Here is a 21,253-nt window from a genome sequence, read left to right on the forward strand (position 1 = left end):
CCCAGCACCGGCTCCGAGCCCCTTCCCCACCCGCCGCTCCCCCGCCCACCGGTCCGGCTCGCCAGTCCCGGCCCCCAACCGGCTTCGACGAGCGGGCAGCCAGTCGGGCAACCGAGCAACCAAGCAAGCCCCCGAGCAACCACCTTCAACAGAAAGCACCGCACATGAAACTCGGCGTCTACAACGCGATCCTGCACGACCGCAGCCTCCCCGAGGCGATCGCGGTCGTGCAGCGCCTCGGCCTCACCGGCATCGAGCTGAACACGGGCGGTTTCCTGCCCCCGGTGCACGTGCCGAACCGCGAGCAGATCCTCACCTCCGACGCGGCCCGCGACGAGTTCCTCGGCCGGTTCGAGGGCACCGGCGTGCAGATCGCCGGCCTCAACTGCAACGGCAATCCGCTGCACCCGAAGCCGCTCATCGGCGACGCTCACGCCGCCGACGTGCGCCGCTCGATCGAGCTCGCCGCGCGGCTCGGCCAGAACCGCGTGGTCACCATGTCGGGCCTGCCGGGCGGTGAGCCCGGCTCGACCGTCGTCAACTGGGTGGTCAACGCGTGGAACTCGGCCGCGCTCGACGTGCTCGACTACCAGTGGGACATCGCGGCGGCGTTCTGGCGCGAGATCGACCGCTTCGCCGCCGACCACGGGGTGAAGGTGGCGCTCGAACTGCACCCGCAGAACCTCGTGTTCAACTCGGCCGACGTGCACAAGCTCATCGAGCTGACGGGCGCGACCCACGTGGGGGTCGAGCTCGACGCCTCGCACCTGTTCTGGCAGCAGATGGACCCGGTCGCGGTCGTGCGGCACCTCGGCGAGCTGGTCTTCCACGCCGCCGCGAAGGACGTGCGCGTGAACCCCGAGTTCGCGCGCCTCAACGGCGTGCTCGACAACTCGTTCCGCCGTCTGTCGCCCGACGAGCCCCGCACGAACCTCGGCGGCGACGAGTGGGCGAACGAGTGGCCGAAGCAGTCGGCGTGGGACTTCGTGGCGCTCGGCAGGGGCCACGACACGGCGTTCTGGACCGAGTTCCTGCGGGCGCTGCGCGACGTGGATCCCGAGATGTGGGTCAATATCGAGCACGAGGACGTCTCGCTCGGGCGCATCGAGGGCCTCGAGGTGGCCTCGCGGGTGCTGCGCGACGCCGCCGCCGCGCTGTAGGCGCGGGCCGGGCGGCGGGCGCAGGCGGGATCGCCGGCGGATCGGACCCGCCGACCCCTGCCGCGTTCGCCGCCCCGGGTACGCTCGGAACCGCAGCACGTCTCGAAGGGAGCCCCATGCGCATCGGACTCGTCGGCTACGGAGCCGGAGGCCGGCTCTTCCACCTGCCCTACATCCAGGCCGCGGCGGAGTGGCGGATCGCGAGTGTCGTCACCCGCTCGCCCGCGCGCCGCGCGCAGCTTGCCGAGGAGGCGCCCGGGGTGCCCGCCTTCGATTCGCTCGACGACCTCCTCGACGCCGGCGTCGACGCGGTGGTCATCTCCACGCCCCCGGGTACCCGCCGCGAGCTGGTGCTGCGAGCGCTCGCGCGGGGCGCGCACGTGGTGGCCGACAAGCCGTTCGCCCCGCATCTCTCGGGCGCCCGCGAGCTGGCCGACGCCGCGCGGGCCGCGGGCCGGGTGCTGACGGTGTTCCAGAACCGGCGCTGGGACACGGATCTCGTCACGCTGCGCGGCGTGCTCGAGTCGGGCGCGCTCGGCACGCCGTGGCGCGCGGAGCTGGTGCTGGATCAGGACAACCCGGGCACACTCGAGTCCGGGCCCGACGACGGCCTGCTGCGCGACCTCGGGGCGCACGTCGTCGACCAGGCGATCCAGCTGTTCGGGCCGGTGGCCCGGGTCGACGGGCACCTCGACTGGCTCGACGTCGACGGCGGCAGGATCGACGTGGGCTTCGCGCTCGGGCTGCACCACGGTTCGGGGGTCTACAGCGCGGTCTCGGCGAGCAAGCTGGGGCGCCGGTCGGAGCGCCGCATGGTGGTCTACGGCAGCGAGGGATCGTATGCGTCGCGCATGCACGACGTGCAGTTCGACCGGATCATGGCGGGCGAGCGGCCGGCGGCGGCCGCGCAGTGGGGCGTGGAGCGGGAGGAGCGCTGGGGCGTGCTCTCGACTGCGGCGGGCGAGCGGCGGGTGCCCTCGGCCGCTGGCGACTACTCGGCGTTCTACCGCGGTCTGCACGCGGCGCTCGCCGAGGGTGCGCCACTGCCGGTGCGGTTCGACGAGGCCCTGCACACGATCGCGGTGCTCGACGCCGCGAGGGAGAGCGATGCGCGGGGCCGCTCGATCGAGGTCGAGACCGCGTAGCCCGCGTCCCTCCCCGCACCCGCGCTCCTCCCCGTCGAGAGGCGAGAATCGCAGGTGGTTCGGGGGAACCGCCTTTTTCGAACCCATTTTCATGGGGCACGANCTGCTCGAACTCGGCCACGACCTCTTTCTCGAGCTTCTTGGTCTCGGCGTCGTAGCGGTAGCGGTAGCGCTCCCAGACGGTGGGCTCGAAAAAGAACTTCGAAAACGGCAGGTAGATCGCGCCGGTCGTGACGTCCTCCTCGAGCTCCTCGAGCGTGCGGCCGCGCGTCTCGGGCACGAACCTCCACACGAACAGCAGCGCCAGTGCGCCCACTCCGGCGAAGAGGTAGAACGTGCCCGTGATCCCGACCGCGTCGACGAGCGACAGGAAGTAGAGCGACAGGAACCCGTTGGTCACCCAGAGCATGAACACGGCGACGCCCATGCCGAAGCCGCGCATGTGCAGCGGGAAGATCTCGGAGAGGTAGACCCAGACGGCCACGTTGAGGAACGTCTGCATCGAGCCGACGAACAGCACGACGAGGAGCAGGATCACCCAGGGTCGCGCCGGGTTGCCGACGGGCAGCGTCATGGAGGCGAGCGCGATCAGCAGGTGGCTCGCGGTGGTGAGCGTCAGGCCGGTGATGAAGGTCTTGCGGCGATCGAAGCGGTCCATCATGGCGAGGGCGATGATGGCGCCCACCACGGCGATGACGCCGGGGGCGATGTTCGCGATGAGGGCGGCGCTCTCGTCGAAGCCCGACTCGACGAGCACCGTCTGGCCGAAGTACATGATCGAGTTGATGCCGGTGAGCTGCTGGGCGATGCCGACGCCGATGCCGATNGGTTTTCGAACGCGTTTTCCGAGCTGGGTCTCGACGGCCTCCTCGGCGGTGATCCGCTCGAGGTCGCGCATCTCGGCCTCGGCGCGATCTTCGGATCGCACGGTCTTGAGCACCGCGAGCGCGTCGGCGCGGCGGCCCTTCTCGACGAGCCAGCGCGGCGATTCGGGCATGCGCAGCATGCCGAAGAAGAGCGCGATGGCGGGCAGCGCGCAGATCGCGAACATGATGCGCCAGACGCCGTCGAGGTGGCCGAGGGCGTTGCCGATGATCGCGTTGACGACGAAGGCGGCGAGCTGGCCGGTGACGATCATCAGCTCGTTGCGGCCCGCGAGGGAGCCGCGGATCTCGTAGGGTGCCATCTCGGCGAGGAAGACGGGCACCACGGTCGAGGCGCCGCCGACCGCGAGGCCGAGCAGCACGCGCCCGATCACGAGCACGGTGAGGCCGGGGGCCGCGACGACGAAGAGGGTGCCGACGAAGAACAGCACGGCGAGCAGGATGATGGTCTTGCGGCGGCCCCAGCCGTCGGAGAGACGGCCGCAGAGCATGGCGCCGATCGCGGCGGCGAAGATGAGCGAGCTGGTGACGACTCCCTCGGTGAAGGGGTTGAGGCCGAGTTCGGCGGCCATGGGCCGCAGCGCCCCGTTGATCACACCCGTGTCGTATCCGAAGAGCAGGCCGCCGAAGGTCGCGATCAGCGCGACGAGGCCGAGCCGCTTGCGGTGCGGGCCGCCGGTGAGCGGCGGCAGGGTCGGTGTGCTCGGGTCGATGGATGCTGAGGCCATGAAGAGACTCCTTCGTCGATCGCGCGCTCGAGTCGTAACGGAGCGCTCACCCGAGCTTAACAATGTCGTTACATTTGGACAAACTTGGGCGGGGGCATAGGGTGGCCCCGTGACGTCGTTGCTTCCGCACCTCGCGCCGCCCACCTGGGCACTGCTCGCGCTCGCGGCGGTGCTCGTGGGCGTCTCGAAGACCGCGATCCCCGGCATCAATACACTCTCGATCGCAGTCTTCGCGGCCGTGCTACCCGCGCGCGCATCGACGGGCGCGCTGCTCCTACTGCTCATCGTAGGGGATCTCTTCGCGCTGCTCAGCTACCGGAGGCACGCCGACTGGCGCACGCTGATCCGACTCATCCCGGCCGTCGTCGCCGGCCTCGCACTCGGCGCCGGGTTCCTCGCCCTCGCCGACGACGCGTGGGTGCGCCGCGTGATCGGCGTGATCCTGCTGCTCATCATCGCGTTCACCCTCTGGCAGCACGCGAGGCGCCGCCCCATCGGCGTCGCACCCGAGTCGGATCGCGCCGCCGCATTCGCTCGCGTCGGCTACGGCTCGCTCGGCGGTTTCACCACGATGGTGGCGAACGCCGGCGGTCCCGTGATGTCGATGTACTTCCTCGCCGCGCGCTTCCCGGTGAAGGCGTTCCTCGGCACCGCGGCCTGGTTCTTCGCCGTGCTCAACCTCGCGAAGCTGCCCGTGTCGGTGAGCCTCGGGCTCATCACGCCGGGCACGCTGCTACTCGACCTGCTGCTCGTGCCCGGCGTGATCGGGGGCGCGATGCTCGGGCGCTGGATCGCCGATCGCATCAGGCAGCAGGCCTTCGAGTGGGCCGTGATCCTGTGCACCGTGCTCGGCGCCCTCTACCTGCTGCTGAGCTGAGCGGCGGGCACGGCGTTCCGCGGCCCGGCCGCCCCGCAGCCGGCCCGGCAACGGCGACGGGATCCGTCGAAGCGCGCCGCTTCGGCGCCCCTCGACGGATCACGCACCGCCCGACCCTGTCCCGGATCACGCCGAGGCGATCAGCTCCGTGATCTTCGCGAGCTGGAACTTCGAGATCTCGTCGGCCCGCTCATCTTCGGCGAACACGTTCGACACGATGAGCGCGTCCTCGCGGTCGAGGAAGCCCGTCTGCCGCAGCGTGCCGAAGAGCTCGGCCCAGTCGACGTCGCCGTCGCCGATCGCGAGGTGCTGGTGCACGCGCACGGCGTTGCCGGGAGGGTTGGTGATGTAGCGCAGCGCGTTCGAGCGCGTGTGGTCGAAGGTGTCGGCCGCGTAGACGGCGCCCAGGCGATCACCGACCTCGGGCAGCAGCGAGGCCGCGCGGTCACCGTAGTGGAACGTGTGCGCACCCACGTAGACGAAGCCCACGCGGTCGGTGTTCAGGCCGCGGATGATGCGCCACGCCTCGAGCCCGTCCTCGACGAAGTCGTCGGGGTGCGGATCGAAGTTGAGCGTGACGCCCTCGCGCTCGAGCACCGGCACCAGCGCCTCCATCGCGCGGTAGAACGCGAACTCCGACTCCTCCTCGCGCTCGGGGCGGCCCGAGAACTCGGTGTTGACGATGGGCGCCTCGAGCTCGGCCGCGATCTCGATGTAGCGGGTCGTGTTGAAGATCGCGGCCTGCACCTGGTGCTCTTCGGGCCCGCCGAAGCGCTGCACGGGCAGCACCGACGTGATCGTCACCCCGGCGTCCTTCGCGCGCTTCTTGAGCTTCGCGATCATGTCGCCGTCGACCTTCGGATAGTGGAAGTGGCGCCCGAAGTCGGGGTTCGGGGTGAGCTGCAGGTACTCGTAGCCGAGCCGCGCCACCAGGTCCGGGAAGTCGAGCAGGTGGACGGTGCCGTTGTAGGGGGTGGGATCGAGAGCGATGCGAACCATCGGGAGCTCCTTTGCTGTGCGGTGCGGGTCAGGCGTAGAAAGCGGGGCGCTCGGGCGCCTCGACGGGCACGATACCGCCCTCGTGCAGGGCCTTGACCCCGGCCTCGCACGACAGCGCGACGAGGTAGCCGTCCCACGCGTTGGGGCCGTCGATGAGGTCTCCGCGGCGCACGGCGTCGACCCAGCGCTGGATCTGCGCGTCGTAGGCGGCGGCGAACCGCGTGGTGAAGCTCTCGTGCTCCCGCACGCGGAAGAACCCGGCGTCCCAGCGCTGCAGGCCCGACGGCTGGCCGATGCGGGCGATGCCCTTCTCGAAGACGGCCTCGGTGGCGACCTGGTAGCCGAACTGCACGCTGACGTTCATCTCGACGTCGACGAGCACGCCGTTCTCGAGCTCCATGATCACGAGGATCGGCTCGCGCAGGCGCTCCGGGGCGAGCGAGTTGCGGCGGGGGTGCTTCACCTCGACGCTCACGACGCGCGACCCGGCGAGCCACGGCACCACGTCGAACTCGTGCACCACCGAGTCGGTGATGAGCATGTCCTCGGTGTAGCTCTCGGGCACCGAGGGGTTGCGGTGCAGCGCGCGCACCATCAGCAGCTCGCCGCTCTCGCCCGAGGAGACGAGCTCGCGCAGGGCCTGGTACTCGTCGTCGAAGCGGCGCATGAAGCCGAGCTGGATGTGCGGACGGTCGAGCTGCTGCTCGCGCTCGAGGATCTCGAGCGAGCTCTCCGAAGTCTGCGTGAGGGGCTTCTCGCACAGGATGGGCAGCCCCGCTTCGAGTGCCGGCTTCAGCACCGGCGCGTGGAACTGGCCGGGGGTCGCGATGAGCACCGCGTCCATGGCGCCGGCCTCGATCGCCTCCTCAAGGCGCGTGAAGGAGAGGGATCCCGGGGCGTCGGCCGCAGCCGCCTCTGCACGGCCGGCGTCGGGCTCGACGATGGCGGAGACGCGGGCGCCCGCGATGCGGTGCGTGATGCGCTTGATGTGGTCGGCGCCCATCATGCCGGCGCCGACGACGGCGACGCGGAGTTCTTCAGTCATCTTTTCTTGCTCCTTAGGAGATTCGCGCCAGGTGGGTGCAGCCGAAGATGTGCTCACGGGTGCGCCGGGCGATCGGGAGGGGGCGGTCGACGTCGCAGCCGTACATGTCCTGCTCGACGATCGCGAAGATCTCGGGGTCGATCTTCGCGACGGCCTCGATCACGGGTGCGAGGTCGGGGATGCCGTTCGGCGGCTCGATCATGATGCCGTCGGCGACGGCGTCGACGAACGACGTGTCGTTCTTCAGCACGTCGAAGAGCAGCGTGGGATCGACCTGCTTGAGGTGCAGGTAGCCGATGCGCTCGGGGCGCTGCTCGATGAGCTGCACGTTGTCGCCGCCGTAGTAGGCGAAGTGGCCGGTGTCGAGGCAGAGGTTCGTGTAGCGGGGGTCGGTCTCGTCGAGGAAGCGCAGCACCTCTCGCGTGGTGCCGATGTGGCTGTCGGCGTGCGAGTGGAACTGCTGCCGCATGCCGAACTCGTCGAGCAGCGCCTTCCCGAGGCGGTCGTGGCCGGCGGCGAGCTTCGTCCACTGCTCGTCGTCGAGCGTGCGGGGCTCGAGGTTCTCGCCGGTGACGTCGCTGCGCCAGAGGTCGGGGATCACGACGAGGTGCTCGGCGCCGAGCTTCGAGGCGAGGCCGGCGACCGCGAGGGCCTGGTCCCAGGCCCGCTGCCACTGCTCGTCGCCCTTGTGGAAGCCCGTGAAGACGGTGCCGGCCGAGAGCTTGAGGCCGCGCGTGCCGAGTTCGTCCTCGAGCTGGTGGGGGTCGGTGGGCAGGTAGCCGTAGGGGCCGAGTTCGATCCACTCGTAGCCCGCCTGCACGACCTCGTCGAGGAATCGCCGCCAGGGCACCTGGCCGGGGTCGTCCGCGTGCCAGACGCCCCAGGAGTCGGGCGCCGTGCCGATGCGCAGTCCGGGGTTGTCGGTGATAGCTGCCATGTGCGTGATGCTTCCTCACTCGTTCTGCGCGGGGCGGCCCGCTCGCGCCGCTGCGCTCGGGCTTTGATATGACAATATGCCATTGTAGGGCACTCGGATCGTCTTTCCCAGACCCTCGGGCGAACGCGTTCGAAGGCTCATCCGGAAGCCCGCCGCACGCGCAGCGGGGCCGCCGGGACGCGCGCGACGTGCGGCGTCCGGGCGGCCCCCGCAGCGGGTCGTCCGGGCTCAGCCCAGCAGCGGCTTCTGCGCAGCGACCTGCTGCTCGTACTCGGCGCGGGCCCGCTGGGTCGACTCGAGCGTCGACACCTGCGGCACCGGCACGTCCCACCAGCCCGCGCCGTCGGGCGCGTAGATCAGCGGGTCGCTGTTGATGTGGATGAACGTGGCGCGATCCGACGCCTTCGCCTGCGCGATCGCGGCCCGCAGCTCGTCGATCGCGTCGGCGCCCGGCTCGACCTCGATGACGTCCATGCCATAACTGCGGGCGTTCATCGCCAGATCGACGGGCAGCACTCGATCTCCCTGGAAATTGCGTGCCCGCTCGTCGTACTCGCGGTACCAGGTGCCGAAGCGCTCGGAACCGACCGTCTCGGAGAGGTGGCCGATCGAGGCGTAGCCGTGGTTCTGGATGAGGATCACGATGATCTTGATGCCCTCGGCCACGGCCGTGACGAGCTCGGAGTTGAGCATCAGGTACGAGCCGTCGCCCACCATCACGATCACGTCGCGGTCGTCGCCGTCGGCGAGCAGGCCGCGCTTCGCGCCCAGGCCGCCCGCGATCTCGTAGCCCATGCACGAGTACGCGTACTCGACGTGATAGCCGAGCGGGTCGCGCACGCGCCACAGCTTGTGCAGGTCGCCGGGCAGCGATCCCGCCGCCTGCACGATCACGTCCTCGGGCGCGGAGGCCTGCTGCACGGCCCCGATGATCTCGGGCTGGCCCGGCAGCGCGAGCCCCGAGGGCCGGAACGCCTCGTCGACGATGCCGTCCCACTGCGCCTTCTCGGAGGCCACGCGTTCAGCGTAGTCGGCCTCGACGCGCAGGTCGGAGAGAGCCGTGTGCAGATCGAGCAGCGCCTCCCGGGCGTCGGCGATCACGGGGATCTGCGTGCCGTGCTTGTAGGCGTCGAACGATGCGACGTTGATGTTCACGAACCGCACGTCGGGGTTCTGGAACGCCGTGCGGGAGGCGGTGGTGAAGTCGCTGTAGCGGGTGCCGATGCCGATGATGAGGTCGGCTTCTGCCGCGAGGCGGTTTGCCGCGAGCGTGCCGGTCGCGCCGACGCCCCCCAGGTACTGCGGGTGATCCCAGTCCAGCACGCCTCCGCCCGCCTGCGAGGAGCCGACCGGGATGCCGGTCGCCTCGACGAACTCGCGCAGCTGCTGCTCGGCGTCGGAGTAGAGCACGCCGCCGCCGGCCACGATGAAGGGCCGCTTCGCCGCGCGGATCGCCTCGACGGCGAGCGCGAGCGCGTCGCGTTCGGGGCGCGGGCGACGGATGCGCCACTCGCGCGGCTGCAGGAACTCGACGGGCACGTCGAAGGCCTCGGCCTGCACGTCCTCGGGCAGCGCGATGGTGACCGCGCCGGTCTCGGCGGGGTCGGTGAGCACGCGCATCGCCGCGAGGGCGATCGAGAACAGCTGCTCGGGGCGCTGCACGCGGTCGAAGAACTTCGAGACGGGGCGGAACGCGTCGTTGACGGTGAGCCCGATGTCGTGGGGCTGCTCGAGCTGCTGCAGCACCGGGTCGGCGACGCGGGTGGCGAAGGTGTCGCTCGGCAGCAGCAGCGCCGGCAGCCGGTTGGTGGTGGCGAGCGCCGCTCCCGTGAGCAGGTTCGTGGCGCCGGGGCCCACCGAGGCGGCCGACGCGTAGGTGCCGCGGCGCCGATGCATCCGGGCGTAGCCGACGGCCTGGTGCACCATGGCCTGCTCGTTGCGGGCCTGGTAGTAGGGCATGAGCTCGGGGTTCTCGGCGTTGCACTGCTTCAGGGCCTGACCCACACCGGCGACGTTGCCGTGGCCGAAGATGCCGAACATGCCGGGCACGGTGCGCTCGCGGATCTCGGTGCCGTCGGCGGCGCGGTCGACGGTCCACTGGTTCGCCAGGAACTCGACGAGCGCCTGGCTGACGGTCATTCGACGGGTAGTCATCGTGGTCTCCGTTTCGCTTGAGGGGTCGGGCCCTGAGCCCGTCGAAGGATCGGCCCGCTCGCACGGCGGGGCGCGAGCGGGTGGAGGGTCAGCGGTCGGCGGTGAAGGGAAGGCGCGAGTCGAGCTGCTGCCCCTCCCAGGTCTCGCGCACCCAGCCGTGGGCCGGGTCGTCGCTGATGAGCCAGGTGCGCTCGGGGTCGGGCCCGGCCATCACGTTGAGGTAGTACATGTCGTAACCCGGCGCCGCGACCGCGGGGCCGTGGTAGCCGTAGGGCACGAGCGCCACGTCGCCGGTCTTCACCTGGGAGTCGATCTCGATCTGCCCCGCGGGAGACGAGTAGGTGCTGAACATGCCGAAGGCGTGCTCAGCGTCGACGCCCTCTGGGGCGTCTTTGGTGGGCGCGACCTCGAAGTAATAGATCTCCTCGAGCTCGGACTCGTGGCCTTCGACGTGCTCGTCGTGCTTGTGGGGCGGATACGACGACCAGTTCTCGGCCGGGGTGATGACCTCGACCACGATGAAGCGGGCCGCGTCGAGCGCCTCCTTGCGACCGAAGTTGTGCACCTGGCGGCTGGAGGCGCCGGCTCCGCGCAGTTCGACGGGCACCTCTTCGGCCGGCATGTAGCGGGTGGGGCGCACGATGTCGGTGGGCGAGGTGGCGACGAGGAAGCGGCTCTCGCCGGGCGAAGTCGTGGTGACGGTTCCGGTGGCGGCCGCCGAGAGGTAGAGCACGTCGGTGGGGCCCGCGAACACGGAGGGCCGGCCGGCGAGCTCGGTGACCGCCTGCTCGCCGTTCTCGGCGTGGGTCACCCGGAACGAGCCGGAGAGGGGCACGATGAGGCGCTCGACGCCGGTGCCCTCGAGGTCGAGCGAGGCGCCCGGCTCGAGTCTGCCCACTCGAATGCCGGTGTGCTCCCACCCGGGGGTGCGCTCGTCGACCACACTCTCCCAGCCGCCCTCGGCGAGTTCGCCGCGGCGGTGGAACCAGCGCTCGGCCTGCTGTGTCATGTCGTTCTCCTCTCCAGCCCTGCCGGCCGGGCGAGCGGGGCCGGGCCGGGGGCTCCCGCCCCCGGGCTCCGACCGCCGCGCCCCCGGCGCGGCCCGTGCGTCAGTCGTTCTGCGGGAAGCCGAGGTTGATGCCGCCGTGCTTGGCGGGATCGAGCCAGCGGCTGGTGATCGCCTTCTCGCGGGTGAAGAACTCGAAGCCCTGCACGCCGTACGCCTTCGAGTCGCCGAAGAGCGAGGCCTTCCAGCCGCCGAAGGAGTGGTAGGCGACCGGCACGGGGATCGGCACGTTGATGCCGATCATGCCGACCTGGATCTCATGCTGGAAGCGCCGGGCGGCTCCGCCGTCGTTGGTGAAGATGGCGGTGCCGTTGCCGAAGGCGCCCGAGTTGATGAGCTCGACGCCCTCCTCGAAGGTCTTCACGCGCACGATCTCGAGCACGGGCCCGAAGATCTCCTCGGTGTAGGCGCGCGAGGTGGTGGGGAGGTGGTCGATGAGGGTCGGGCCCACGAAGAAGCCGTTCTCGTGACCGTCGACCGTGAAGTCGCGGCCGTCGACCACGATCGTCGCACCGTCCTGCTCGGCGATGTCGATGTAGCCCGTGACCTTGTCGCGGTGCACGTCGGTGATGAGCGGACCCATGTCGGGCTCGGGGCTCGATGCGCCGTTGCCGATGTTGAGGTTCGCGATGCGCTCCTTGATCTTCTCGATCAGCTCGTCAGCGACGGGCTCGACGGCCAGCACGACCGAGATCGCCATGCAGCGCTCGCCCGCGGCGCCGTAGCCGGCGTTGATCGCCTGGTCGGCGACGAGGTCGAGGTCGGCGTCGGGCAGCACCAGCATGTGGTTCTTCGCGCCGCCGAGGGCCTGCACGCGCTTGCCGTGCTTCGAGGCGGTCTCGTAGATGTACTGCGCGATAGGGGTCGAGCCGACGAACGAGATCGACTGCACCGCGGGGTCGGTGAGCAGACCGTCGACCGCGAGCTTGTCGCCGTTGAGCACGGTGAACACGCCGTCGGGCAGACCCGCCTCCTTCCACAGCTCGGCGAGCCACAGCGACGCCGAGGGATCCTTCTCGCTCGGCTTCACGATGACCGCGTTGCCGGCCGCGATGGCGACGGGGAAGAACCACATCGGCACCATGGCGGGGAAGTTGAAGGGCGAGATGATGCCGGCGACGCCGATGGGCTGCTTGATCGAGTAGACGTCGATGCCGGTGGAGGCGTTCTCGGAGAACGCGCCCTTGATGAGGTGGGGGAAGCCGGTGGCGAGCTCGACGACCTCCTGGCCGCGCAGGATCTCGCCCATGGCGTCGGAGAGCACCTTGCCGTGCTCGGAGGTGATGATCGCGGCGAGCTCGGGCTTGCGCTCGTTGAGCAGCTCGCGGAACTTGAAGATGACGGTCTGGCGCTTGGCCATGGAGAACTCGCTCCACAGCTCGAAGCCGCGCTGCGCCGACGCGATGGCCTCGGCGATCTCGGCCTCGTCGGCGAGCGCCACATGGGCCTGCACCTCACCGGTGGCGGGGTTGTAGACGGGGGCGGTGCGACCGCTCGCCGACTCGCGACGTGCGCCGTCGATCCAGTGCGGGATCACGGGGAGATCGGTGCTCATGGGGTTCCCTTCGGGGTGGAGGTGTGTGCCCGCCATTCTGGGCGGGGCCACTGACATTCTTATCGGTAAACGCGCGGGCCGCGCGAGGCTCGGACCGGCTCGCGCGAGGTGAGCCGGCGCCGAGTGCCGACGCCGGCGCTAGGGCAGGTCGCGGTGCACGAGGCGCGCGGCCGTGTCGACCGCCGCGGCCACGTCGTCGTCGTGGGGGTAGAGCAGGGTGCGGCCCACCGTGAGGCCGCGCACGCCGGGGAGCCCGAGCGCGTGCTCCCACGCGGCGAACGTCTCGTCGGGATCGCCGCCGTTGTCGCCGCCGAGCAGCAGCGTGGGCATCGTCGTGGCCTCCATGACGCGCTCCATCTCGGGCACGACGGGCAGCTTCATCCACGTGTACGCGCTCGAGTTGCCGAGGCCCGAGGCGATCGCGGTCGAGAGGATCACGGCGTCGGCCGAGAGGTCGTTGACGACCCTGCCGTCGACACGGCCGCTCATGAACGGTTCGAGCATGATGGGCAGTTCGGCCGCGGCCGCGGCGTCGACCGCGCGGGCCGTCGCCTCGAGCGTGGAGGCGGTGCCCGCGTCGTCGAGGTCGACGCGGATGAGGGTCTTGGCGAAGTCGATGCCCTGCCGCTTCATGGCGGGCACGTCGTACGCGGTGTAGCGGTCGTCCATCTCGAACGAGGCTCCGCGCAGGCCGCCGCGGTTCATCGAGCCCACGACGAGCTTGTCGTCGAGCAGGCCGAGCGCGGCGAGGTCGTCGATGATGTCGGGGGTGCCGAGCACGCCGTCGACGCCGGGGCGGGAGACGGCGAGCGCCATGCGCTCGAGCAGGTCGTAGCGGTTGGCCATGGCGGTCTTATTGGAGCCGACGGCGATCGCGCCTCGGGCGGGGTGGTCGGCGGCGACGATGAACAGCCGCCCGTCGCCGCGGATCACATCGCGTCGGCGGCGCTCGGCGAGGGCGCGGCCGACGCCCGCCGGGTCGGCGGCGCGCAGTTCGCGCAGGCGCTCGAAGTCCAGTGCCATCTCAGGCCCCCTTCGCAAGAATCGCCTCGACCTCTGCGGCGTCGGGCATGGCCGTGGAGCACTCCAGTCGGGTCGCGACGATGGCGCCGGCGACGTTCGCGAAGCGGAGGATGCGCTCGAGCTCCCAGCCCTGCAGCAGGCCGTGGCAGAGCGCTCCGCCGAAGGCGTCCCCCGATCCGAGGCCGTTGACCACGTCGACGAAGTGCGGGAGCACCTCGACGCGCTCGTCGCGGGTCTTGGCGAGCACGCCCTTCGGGCCCTGCTTCACGATGGCGAGCTCGATGCCGCGCTCGAGCAGCGCGTCGGCGGCGCGGTCGGGCTCGGTCTCGCCGACGGCCACCTCGCACTCCTCCTTGTTGCCCACGGCCACGGTCGCGTTGCCGATGGCGCGCTCGACCTGGGCGGTGGCCTCGGCGGGGTCGGCCCAGAACATGGGGCGGTAGTCGAGGTCGAAGACGGTGTGCCTGTGGCCGGCGCGCGCCTCGAGGGCGGTGTGGTGGGCGCTGCGGCTGGGCTCCTCGCTGAGCCCGGTGAGCGTGAACCAGAAGATGCGTGCGGCGCGCACGGCGTCGAGGTCGAGGTCGGAGCTCGTGATCTGCAGGTCGGGCGCCTTGGGCTTGCGGTAGAAGTAGAGCGGGAAGTCGTCAGGCGGGAAGATCTCGCAGAAGGTGACGGGGGTGGGGAACTCGGGATCGACCCTCACCTCGCGGGGGTCGACGCCGAGGCGGTCGAGTTCGCGGAGCAGGTAGCGGCCGAAGGGGTCGTCGCCCACTCGGGAGATGAGGGCGCTCGTGTCGCCGTACTTGGCCGCCGCGACCGAGACGTTGGCCGCGCTGCCCCCGAGGTACTTGCCGAAGCTCTCGACGTCCTCGAGCGGACCCTTCTGCAACGGGTAGACGTCGACGCCGAGCCGCCCCATCACCAACACGTCATCAGGACGCCGCTGTTCCGACATTCGCTCCCCGCCTTCCGGTTCATGACATGAGCAGCGCGCCGTGCGCCGCTGCATTTGTCCTAACAATATCACGAAGCGAAGCCGGTGGCACCACATCGCCTCAATGGAGGTAATGTTGTCATCACATAGGAGTAGCGCGGCTCGCCAGACGTCGCCGCTCAGTGCACGGAGAGCGGGCGCGGATCAGCGGCCCCTGTTCCGTTCGCGCTGCGGCCGGCGCCTCGCACGGCGGCCCGCCGAGCGAAGCGAGGGTCACATGAGCACCGAACCCGTCTGGCCGGAAGAGCTGTTCACCGACCTCGATCGAACCGGCCCGGTGCCCCTCTACTTCCAGATCTCGAGCCGCCTCGAGCGCGCGATCCGCGACGGCGTCATCCCCGCCGGCGCCCGCCTCGAGAACGAGATCTCGATCGGCGAGCGCCTCGGCCTCTCGCGCCCCACCGTGCGCCGCGCGATCCAGGAGCTCGTCGACAAGGGCCTGCTCGTGCGCCGCCGCGGCATCGGCACCCAGGTGGTGCAGGCGCGGGTGAGCCGGCCCGTCGAGCTGACGAGCCTGCACGAGGATCTCACGCGGGTGGGCCACACGCCCACGACGCGCGTGCTCTCGATCGAGCGCGTGCAGGCCGACGAGGAGGTGGCGGCGCAGCTGCGCATCGCCCCCGGCACCGAGATCAGCCGCATCCGCCGCCTGCGCTGCGCCGACGGCACCCCCATGGCGATCCTCGACAACCTGCTCGCCCCCGAGTTCTCGGACATCACCGCCGAGGACCTCGAGCGGCACGGCCTCTACGAGATCCTGCGGGCGCGCGGCATCACCATCAAGATCGCGAACCAGACGATCGGCGCGAGGCGCACGCACGGCGACGAGCACGAGCTGCTCGATCTCGCGAAGGGCAGCCCGCTGCTCACCATGGACCGCGTGGCCTTCGACCACGGCGGGCGGGTCATCGAGGCGGGGCACCACTGCTACCGCCCCGACCTCTACTCCTTCGAGACGACGCTCGTCTCGCGCTGAGCGCCGCCGCGCGCCCCCGCGAGCAGCTCGCGGTAGACCTCGAGCAGGCGATCCGCCGACGCCCCCCAGTTGCGGGTGAGAGCATGGGCCCGGGCGCCGCGACCCAGCGCGGCGAGCCGGTCGGGATCGGCGAGCAGCGCCGACAGTGCGTCGGCCCAGACGCGCGGATCGTCGCCCGCCACCAGCACTCCCGTCTCGCCGTCGATGACGGCCTCGCGCAGCCCGCCCGCGTCGCGCGCGATCACCGGGATGCCGGAGGCGGCCGCCTCGAGGGCGACGAGCCCGAACGTCTCGGAGTGCGACGGCACGAGCATCACGGCCGCGCGGCGGATGCGGTCGGCGAGCTCGCCCCGCCGCAGGGCGCCGTCGAAGGCGGTCGTGCAGAGCATGCCGTGGCGGGCGACCGCCTCGTGCAGCGCTCGCACGTAGTCGTCGCCGTCGGGCGGCGGCGCGCCCACAATGCGCAGCATGGGCCGCTGGTCGGGCGGCAGCACCGCCACCGCCTCGATCACGAGGTCGAAGCCCTTGAGCGGATGCAGCCGCCCCACGACGATCGCCTCGGGGCGTCCGCCGCTGCCGAACCAGTCGCGGTCCTCTTCGCAGTCGCGCGTGGCGCACGGATGGAACAGCTCGGTGTCGACGCCGAGCGGCACGACGCGCACGCGATCCTCGTCGCCGTCGAGGCGCTCGAGCACGGTGCGCCGCTCGGCCTCGCTCACCGCGATCACCAGGTCGACCTCGTGCGCGAGGCGCCGCTCCCCCGCCAGCCGGCCCGGCGACTCGGGCCGCTCGCCGTCGGTGAGCGGCGACTCGGGCGGCGCCGCGATCGAGTGGTAGCTCTGCACGAGCGGAACGCCGGCGCGGCGCGCGACCGGCAGTGCCGCGATGCCGGAGAACCAGTGCTCGGCGTGCAGCAGGTCGACGGGCGCGCGCTGCAGCTCGGCGTCGAGCAGCGCGCCGAACTCGCCCATCACGCCCTCGTGCTCGCCCTTCGCGAGCAGCCGCGGCGGGCCGGCGTCGATCTGCACGACCGCGAGCCCAGAGTCGAGCACGGTGCGGGCCGGTGGCGCAGGATCGCTGCGGCGGGTGAAGATGGTGACCTCGTGCCCCGCGCGGGCGAGGGCGTCGGCCTGGGCCCGCACCACCACGTTCATGCCGCCGGCGTCCTTCGTGCCCGGCACGTCGAGTGGCGACGTGTGCAGCATGACGAAGCCGATACGGAGCGGGGCGGCGCTGGAGGGCATGCATCGAGCGTATCGCCTCGGCCGGGCCGGCCCGCCTCGCCTCGCTCGGCTTCCCTGCCTCGGTGCCGAGGATCGGGTTCGCGGGCCGGGAATACGCGGGCGGGCAACGGGGTTGATGCGAGATATACCCCATAGGGGTATGCTGAAAGAGACTGCAACGAGAGGATCGCCATGACCGCCGCACCCCAGACCACCGAGTACCGAGTCACCGGCATGAGCTGCGGACACTGCGAGAATGCGATCCGCCAGGAGGTCGCCGAGGTGCCGGGCGTCACCGGCATCGAGGTCAGCGCCGGCACCGGCCTGCTGCGCGTCGAGCACGCCGAGCCGCTCGACGACGCCGCGATCCTCGCCGCCGTCGACGAGGCCGGCTACACCGCCGCCCGCGCCTGAGCCATGAGCACCAGCACCTACGAGCTCGAGATCGGCGGCATGACCTGCGCCTCGTGCGCCGCCCGCATCGAGAAGAAGCTGAACCGGCTCGACGGCGTCGAGGCCAGCGTCAACTACGCCACCGAGAAGGCCCGCATCGCGGCGCCGGAGGGCTTCGACCCGCACCTGCTCATCGCCGAGGTCGAGAAGACCGGCTACACCGCCGAGCTCCCCGCGCCGCCGCCCGACGCGACCGGCGCCGACGACGGCGCGACCGAGCACGACGACCCCGAACTGCTCGCCCTGCGCCGCCGCCTCGTCGGCTCGGTCTGGCTGTCGGTGCCCGTGATCCTCGTCTCGATGATCCCCGCCCTGCAGTTCGACTACTGGCAGTGGGCCGCCCTCACCCTCACCGCCCCCGTCATCGCCTGGGCGGCCTGGCCCTTCCACCGGGCCGCCTGGGTCAACCTGAAGCACGGCGCCGCCACCATGGACACGCTCGTGTCGGTGGGCACCTCGGCCGCGTTCCTGTGGTCGCTGTACGCGCTGTTCCTCGGCACCGCCGGCGAGAGGGGCATGACGCACGCCTTCGAGATCACCGTCCACCCCCACGACGGCGCGGGCAACATCTACCTCGAGGTCGCTGCGGGCGTCACCATGTTCCTGCTGGCGGGGCGCTACTTCGAGAAGCGCTCGAAGCGCCAGGCCGGATCCGCGCTGCGCGAGCTGCTCGAGCTCGGCGCGAAGGACGTCGCGGTGCGGCGGGGCGGGGTCGAGACCCGCGTGCCCGTCGAGCAGCTCGAGGTCGGCGACGAGTTCATCGTGCGGCCCGGGGAGAAGATCGCCACCGACGGCGTGATCGTCGAGGGCGCCACCGCGGTCGACGCCTCCATGCTCACCGGCGAGTCGGTGCCCGTCGAGGCCGCCACCGGCGACAGCGTCACGGGCGGCACCGTCTCCACGAGCGGCCGCATCGTCGTGCGCGCCGACCGCATCGGCTCCGACACCCAGCTCGCCCGGATGGCGAGGATGGTCGAAGACGCCCAGTCGGGCAAGGCGCAGGTGCAGCGCCTTGCCGACCGCATCTCGGGCGTCTTCGTGCCGATCGTGCTCGTGATCGCCCTCGCGACGCTCATCACCTGGTTCGCGCTCGGATCCTCGGCGGCGAGCGCGTTCACCGCGGCCGTCGCCGTGCTCATCATCGCCTGCCCCTGCGCGCTCGGGCTCGCGACTCCCACGGCGCTGCTCGTCGGCACCGGTCGCGGCGCTCAGCTCGGGATCCTGATCAAGGGCCCCGAGATCCTCGAGTCGACGCGCCGCGTCGACACCGTCGTGCTCGACAAGACGGGCACCGTCACGAGCGGGCGGATGGAGCTCGCCGAGGTGATCCCCGCAGCGGGTCAGGATCGAGACGAGCTGCTGCGCCGCGCGGGCGCCGTCGAGGCGGCCTCCGAGCACCCGATCGCGCAGGCCGTCGCGCGCGCCGCGGCCGACGAGCTCGGAGACCGGCTGCCGGCCGCCGAGTCGTTCCGCAACGTCGCCGGCCGGGGGATCGCGGCGACCGTCGAGGGCACCGCGGTCATCGTCGGGCGCGACTCCCTGCTCGCGGACTGGGCCGTGACCGCCGACGCCGCACTGCTCGCCGAGAAGGACCGCCTCGAGGCCGCCGGGCGCACCGTGGTCGTCGCCGCCTGGGACGGCGAGGCCCGGGGCCTGCTCGCCGTCGCCGACAGCGTCAAGCCCACGAGCGCCGAAGCGATCCGCGCCCTGGAACGCCTGAGCCTCACCCCCGTGCTGCTCACCGGCGACAACCGCGCCGTCGCCGAGCGCGTCGCCGCCGAGGTCGGCATCGATCGCGTGCACGCCGAGGTGCTGCCCGGCGACAAGGTCGACGTCGTCAGGGCGCTGCAGGCCGAGGGGCGCGTCGTCGCGATGGTCGGCGACGGCGTCAACGACGCCCCCGCCCTCGCGCAGGCCGACCTCGGCCTCGCCATGGGCACAGGAACCGACGCCGCCATCGAGGCCGCCGACATCACCCTCGTACGCGGCGACCTGCGCAGCGCGGCCGACGCCATCCGGCTGTCGCGCCGCACCCTCGCCACCATCAAGGGCAACCTGTTCTGGGCCTTCGCCTACAACGTCGCCGCGATCCCCCTCGCGGCGCTCGGCCTGCTCAACCCGATGATCGCGGGGGCCGCGATGGCGTTCTCGAGCGTCTTCGTCGTGGGCAACAGCCTGCGCCTGCGCGGCTTCAGGGGCGCTTCGACCCGGCCTGAGCGGTAGCGTCGAGTACCGAGAGATGGAGACACGGATGCAGGACGAGTGCGAGCCCGAGTTCAGCGCCGGGCACCCCGAGCGCCCCGACGCCCGCGACGACGGCCACGGGCACGGGCACTCCCACGACCACGGCGGCGGCGGCGGCGGCGGATCCGGGGCGCCCGGCACCGCGACCGCGAAGCACCGCAAGCGGCTGATCCTCGTGCTCTCCATCACCCTCGGCGTCTTCGTGGTGCAGGTGGCGGGCGCCTTCGTCTCGAACTCGCTGTCGCTGCTCGCCGACGCCGGGCATATGCTCACCGACGCCACCGGCGTCGCGATCGCGCTCATCGCGAGCCTCATCGCGGCGCTTCCCGCCACCTCGAAGCGCACCTTCGGCTACCTGCGCGTCGAGGTGCTCGCCGCGCTCGTCAACGGCATCGTGCTGGGCGTCATCGCGGTCGTCATCCTCGTGCAGGCGATCTCGCGCTTCGGTGCCGAGGTCGAGGTGCATTCGGGGCCCATGCTCGTGGCGGCCGTGATCGGCGCCGCGGCGAACCTGGTCTCGCTGCTGATCCTGCAGTCCGGCCAGAAGGAGAGCCTCAACGTGCGGGGCGCCTACCTCGAGGTGCTCGGCGACCTGCTCGGCTCGATCGCCGTCATCATCGCCGGCATCGTCATCATGCTCACCGGTTGGAACGCCGTCGACCAGATCGCCTCGATCCTCATCGCCCTGCTCATCTTCCCGCGCGCGATCAGCCTGCTGCGCGACGTCGTCGACGTGCTGCTCGAGGCCTCCCCCAAGAACATCGACGTCGACGCGGCCCGCGACCACATGCTCGCCGTGCCGGGCGTCACCGAGGTGCACGACGTGCACGCCTGGACCATCACCTCTGGGGTGCCCGCCTTCTCGGCCCACGTCACGGTCTCCGATGCGGCCTGGAGCGAGCGCGACTACCACGCGATCCTCGACGAGCTGCGGGCCTGCCTGCACGAGCACTTCGACACCTCCCACGTCACGCTGCAGCTCGAACCCGCGAGCCACGGCGAGAACTCCTCACATGCACATGCGTGACTGCGGTCCCCTCAGGTCGGCGAGGAGAGTGGAGCTCCGCGCGCCTCGGCGGCGCGCGGGGCGACGAAGGAGCAACGCGCGAGGGGTCCCCGTCCGGGCGCGGAGACCGGTCTCCGAACCGCGACACGCCCGGCCCTCCCCTCGCGCAGGCGCAGAACCGCGCCGATCCTTATTTTGAGTTATTCAAAACAAGTAGGCTGATGCCATGAGCGCGAACACCCCGGCCCCTCACGAACCGTGGAGCAGCCTGCTCCGCGCGCGCGGGCTGCGCGTCACCGAGGGCCGCCTCTCCGCTCTCGACCACATCGCCGCCCACCCGCACAGCTCGGCCGCCGCCATCCACACGGCCCTCGCCGAGCAGCAGCCGTCGCTCTCCCCCCAGTCGGTGCACAACATCGTCAACGACCTCACCCAGCACGGCCTGCTGCGCCGCATCGACCCGCCCGACTCCGGCAGCGCCCTCTACGAGACCCGCCTGCACGACAACCACCATCACGTGCAGTGCATCGTCTGCCACCGCATCGAAGACGTCGACTGCGCCCTCGGCGCGGCGCCGTGCATGCTGCCCCCGCAGACCCACGGCATGCGCATCATCGAGGCCACCGTCACCTTCCGCGGCATCTGCGCCGTCTGCGAACGGCGGGCCGATCCCGAGGCCGCAACCGCGGCCGCCGGATCCGCACCAGCCGCCTGATCCGCACCCCGCCGCGAGCTCGACGCCGAGCCCCTCCGCGGCTCCCCCATGCCCGAACACGTCCAGCAC

The 21,253-nt window shown here is 71.2% G+C and carries 17 protein-coding genes and 1 pseudogene; 8 read left to right on the plus strand and 10 right to left on the minus strand.

Annotated features, from left to right (window positions below):
- The first annotated feature begins 164 nt into the window (after positions 1-164).
- Positions 165-1,160 (plus strand): sugar phosphate isomerase/epimerase family protein, encoded by a 996-nt coding sequence (locus H490_RS24175; protein ID WP_017884049.1) that lies wholly within the window; start codon positions 165-167, stop codon positions 1,158-1,160.
- A 116-nt stretch (positions 1,161-1,276) separates the two neighbouring features.
- Positions 1,277-2,305 carry a Gfo/Idh/MocA family oxidoreductase gene (locus H490_RS24180; RefSeq protein ID WP_031290021.1) on the plus strand — a complete coding sequence of 343 codons (1,029 nt, stop codon included), beginning with the start codon at positions 1,277-1,279 and terminating at the stop codon, positions 2,303-2,305.
- A gap of 196 nt (positions 2,306-2,501) precedes the next feature.
- Here H490_RS24180 and H490_RS0115980 read toward each other — a convergent pair.
- A pseudogene (locus H490_RS0115980) lies at positions 2,502-3,917 on the minus strand (sugar porter family MFS transporter); the annotation flags it as partial.
- A 109-nt stretch (positions 3,918-4,026) separates the two neighbouring features.
- Here H490_RS0115980 and H490_RS24185 point away from each other — a divergent pair.
- Positions 4,027-4,794, plus strand: coding sequence for a sulfite exporter TauE/SafE family protein (locus H490_RS24185; RefSeq protein WP_017884052.1), 768 nt, complete (start codon positions 4,027-4,029; stop codon positions 4,792-4,794).
- Positions 4,795-4,920: 126 nt separating this feature from the next.
- On the opposite strand, the gene H490_RS24190 is transcribed toward H490_RS24185, so the two are convergent.
- From H490_RS24190 to iolC, 8 genes are all read right to left on the minus strand, one after another.
- Positions 4,921-5,793, minus strand: a complete 873-nt coding sequence (locus H490_RS24190) for a sugar phosphate isomerase/epimerase family protein (protein WP_017884053.1) — start codon at positions 5,791-5,793, stop codon at positions 4,921-4,923.
- A 28-nt stretch (positions 5,794-5,821) separates the two neighbouring features.
- On the minus strand, positions 5,822-6,838 hold the full coding sequence (locus H490_RS24195; RefSeq protein ID WP_017884054.1) for a Gfo/Idh/MocA family protein: 1,017 nt from the start codon (positions 6,836-6,838) through the stop codon (positions 5,822-5,824).
- 13 nt (positions 6,839-6,851) lie between these two features.
- Entirely contained in the window at positions 6,852-7,775 is a 924-nt protein-coding gene (locus tag H490_RS24200; protein WP_017884055.1) for a sugar phosphate isomerase/epimerase family protein, read from the minus strand.
- Between the two features lie 228 nt (positions 7,776-8,003).
- Entirely contained in the window at positions 8,004-9,929 is a 1,926-nt protein-coding gene (gene iolD, locus H490_RS24205; protein WP_031290023.1) for a 3D-(3,5/4)-trihydroxycyclohexane-1,2-dione acylhydrolase (decyclizing), read from the minus strand.
- 88 nt (positions 9,930-10,017) lie between these two features.
- Positions 10,018-10,938 (minus strand): 5-deoxy-glucuronate isomerase, encoded by a 921-nt coding sequence (gene iolB / locus H490_RS24210; protein WP_017884057.1) that lies wholly within the window; start codon positions 10,936-10,938, stop codon positions 10,018-10,020.
- A 100-nt stretch (positions 10,939-11,038) separates the two neighbouring features.
- Positions 11,039-12,550: a CoA-acylating methylmalonate-semialdehyde dehydrogenase gene (locus H490_RS24215; protein WP_017884058.1), complete on the minus strand. Its 1,512-nt coding sequence runs from the start codon at positions 12,548-12,550 to the stop codon at positions 11,039-11,041.
- Between the two features lie 138 nt (positions 12,551-12,688).
- Positions 12,689-13,573 (minus strand): class I fructose-bisphosphate aldolase, encoded by an 885-nt coding sequence (locus H490_RS24220; protein ID WP_017884059.1) that lies wholly within the window; start codon positions 13,571-13,573, stop codon positions 12,689-12,691.
- Position 13,574: 1 nt separating this feature from the next.
- Positions 13,575-14,528, minus strand: coding sequence for a 5-dehydro-2-deoxygluconokinase (gene iolC, locus H490_RS24225; RefSeq protein WP_031290024.1), 954 nt, complete (start codon positions 14,526-14,528; stop codon positions 13,575-13,577).
- A gap of 256 nt (positions 14,529-14,784) precedes the next feature.
- Between iolC and H490_RS24230 the strand changes: the two genes are divergently transcribed.
- Positions 14,785-15,543 (plus strand): GntR family transcriptional regulator, encoded by a 759-nt coding sequence (locus H490_RS24230; RefSeq protein ID WP_017884061.1) that lies wholly within the window; start codon positions 14,785-14,787, stop codon positions 15,541-15,543.
- Here H490_RS24230 and H490_RS24235 read toward each other — a convergent pair.
- Positions 15,510-16,787, minus strand: a complete 1,278-nt coding sequence (locus H490_RS24235) for a glycosyltransferase (protein WP_017884062.1) — start codon at positions 16,785-16,787, stop codon at positions 15,510-15,512. The two genes, H490_RS24230 and H490_RS24235, sit on opposite strands and share 34 nt — an antisense overlap.
- A gap of 171 nt (positions 16,788-16,958) precedes the next feature.
- Between H490_RS24235 and H490_RS24240 the strand changes: the two genes are divergently transcribed.
- The 4 genes from H490_RS24240 (at position 16,959) to H490_RS24255 (ending at position 21,184) form a co-directional block, all read left to right on the plus strand.
- On the plus strand, positions 16,959-17,180 hold the full coding sequence (locus H490_RS24240) for a heavy-metal-associated domain-containing protein (protein WP_017884063.1): 222 nt from the start codon (positions 16,959-16,961) through the stop codon (positions 17,178-17,180).
- A 3-nt stretch (positions 17,181-17,183) separates the two neighbouring features.
- Positions 17,184-19,442: a heavy metal translocating P-type ATPase gene (locus H490_RS24245; RefSeq protein WP_017884064.1), complete on the plus strand. Its 2,259-nt coding sequence runs from the start codon at positions 17,184-17,186 to the stop codon at positions 19,440-19,442.
- Positions 19,443-19,458: 16 nt separating this feature from the next.
- Positions 19,459-20,490: a cation diffusion facilitator family transporter gene (locus tag H490_RS24250; protein ID WP_238560331.1), complete on the plus strand. Its 1,032-nt coding sequence runs from the start codon at positions 19,459-19,461 to the stop codon at positions 20,488-20,490.
- 205 nt (positions 20,491-20,695) lie between these two features.
- Positions 20,696-21,184: a Fur family transcriptional regulator gene (locus tag H490_RS24255; protein WP_017884066.1), complete on the plus strand. Its 489-nt coding sequence runs from the start codon at positions 20,696-20,698 to the stop codon at positions 21,182-21,184.
- Positions 21,185-21,253 lie beyond the last annotated feature (69 nt).

The sequence above is a fragment of the Leucobacter sp. UCD-THU genome (genome assembly GCF_000349545.1).
GTDB lineage: Bacteria > Actinomycetota > Actinomycetes > Actinomycetales > Microbacteriaceae > Leucobacter > Leucobacter muris.

Excerpts from the sequence above, each read along its gene's own strand:
- H490_RS24175 (WP_017884049.1), top strand. The coding sequence starts at position 165 with ATGAAACTCGGCGTCTACAACGCGATCCTGCACGACCGCAGCCTCCCC.
- H490_RS24180 (WP_031290021.1), top strand. The coding sequence starts at position 1,277 with ATGCGCATCGGACTCGTCGGCTACGGAGCCGGAGGCCGGCTCTTCCAC.
- H490_RS24190 (WP_017884053.1), bottom strand. The coding sequence starts at position 5,793 with ATGGTTCGCATCGCTCTCGATCCCACCCCCTACAACGGCACCGTCCAC.
- H490_RS24195 (WP_017884054.1), bottom strand. The coding sequence starts at position 6,838 with ATGACTGAAGAACTCCGCGTCGCCGTCGTCGGCGCCGGCATGATGGGC.
- H490_RS24200 (WP_017884055.1), bottom strand. The coding sequence starts at position 7,775 with ATGGCAGCTATCACCGACAACCCCGGACTGCGCATCGGCACGGCGCCC.
- iolD (WP_031290023.1), bottom strand. The coding sequence starts at position 9,929 with ATGACTACCCGTCGAATGACCGTCAGCCAGGCGCTCGTCGAGTTCCTG.
- iolB (WP_017884057.1), bottom strand. The coding sequence starts at position 10,938 with ATGACACAGCAGGCCGAGCGCTGGTTCCACCGCCGCGGCGAACTCGCC.
- H490_RS24215 (WP_017884058.1), bottom strand. The coding sequence starts at position 12,550 with ATGAGCACCGATCTCCCCGTGATCCCGCACTGGATCGACGGCGCACGT.
- H490_RS24220 (WP_017884059.1), bottom strand. The coding sequence starts at position 13,573 with ATGGCACTGGACTTCGAGCGCCTGCGCGAACTGCGCGCCGCCGACCCG.
- iolC (WP_031290024.1), bottom strand. The coding sequence starts at position 14,528 with ATGTCGGAACAGCGGCGTCCTGATGACGTGTTGGTGATGGGGCGGCTC.
- H490_RS24230 (WP_017884061.1), top strand. The coding sequence starts at position 14,785 with ATGAGCACCGAACCCGTCTGGCCGGAAGAGCTGTTCACCGACCTCGAT.
- H490_RS24235 (WP_017884062.1), bottom strand. The coding sequence starts at position 16,787 with ATGCCCTCCAGCGCCGCCCCGCTCCGTATCGGCTTCGTCATGCTGCAC.
- H490_RS24240 (WP_017884063.1), top strand. The coding sequence starts at position 16,959 with ATGACCGCCGCACCCCAGACCACCGAGTACCGAGTCACCGGCATGAGC.
- H490_RS24245 (WP_017884064.1), top strand. The coding sequence starts at position 17,184 with ATGAGCACCAGCACCTACGAGCTCGAGATCGGCGGCATGACCTGCGCC.
- H490_RS24250 (WP_238560331.1), top strand. The coding sequence starts at position 19,459 with ATGGAGACACGGATGCAGGACGAGTGCGAGCCCGAGTTCAGCGCCGGG.
- H490_RS24255 (WP_017884066.1), top strand. The coding sequence starts at position 20,696 with ATGAGCGCGAACACCCCGGCCCCTCACGAACCGTGGAGCAGCCTGCTC.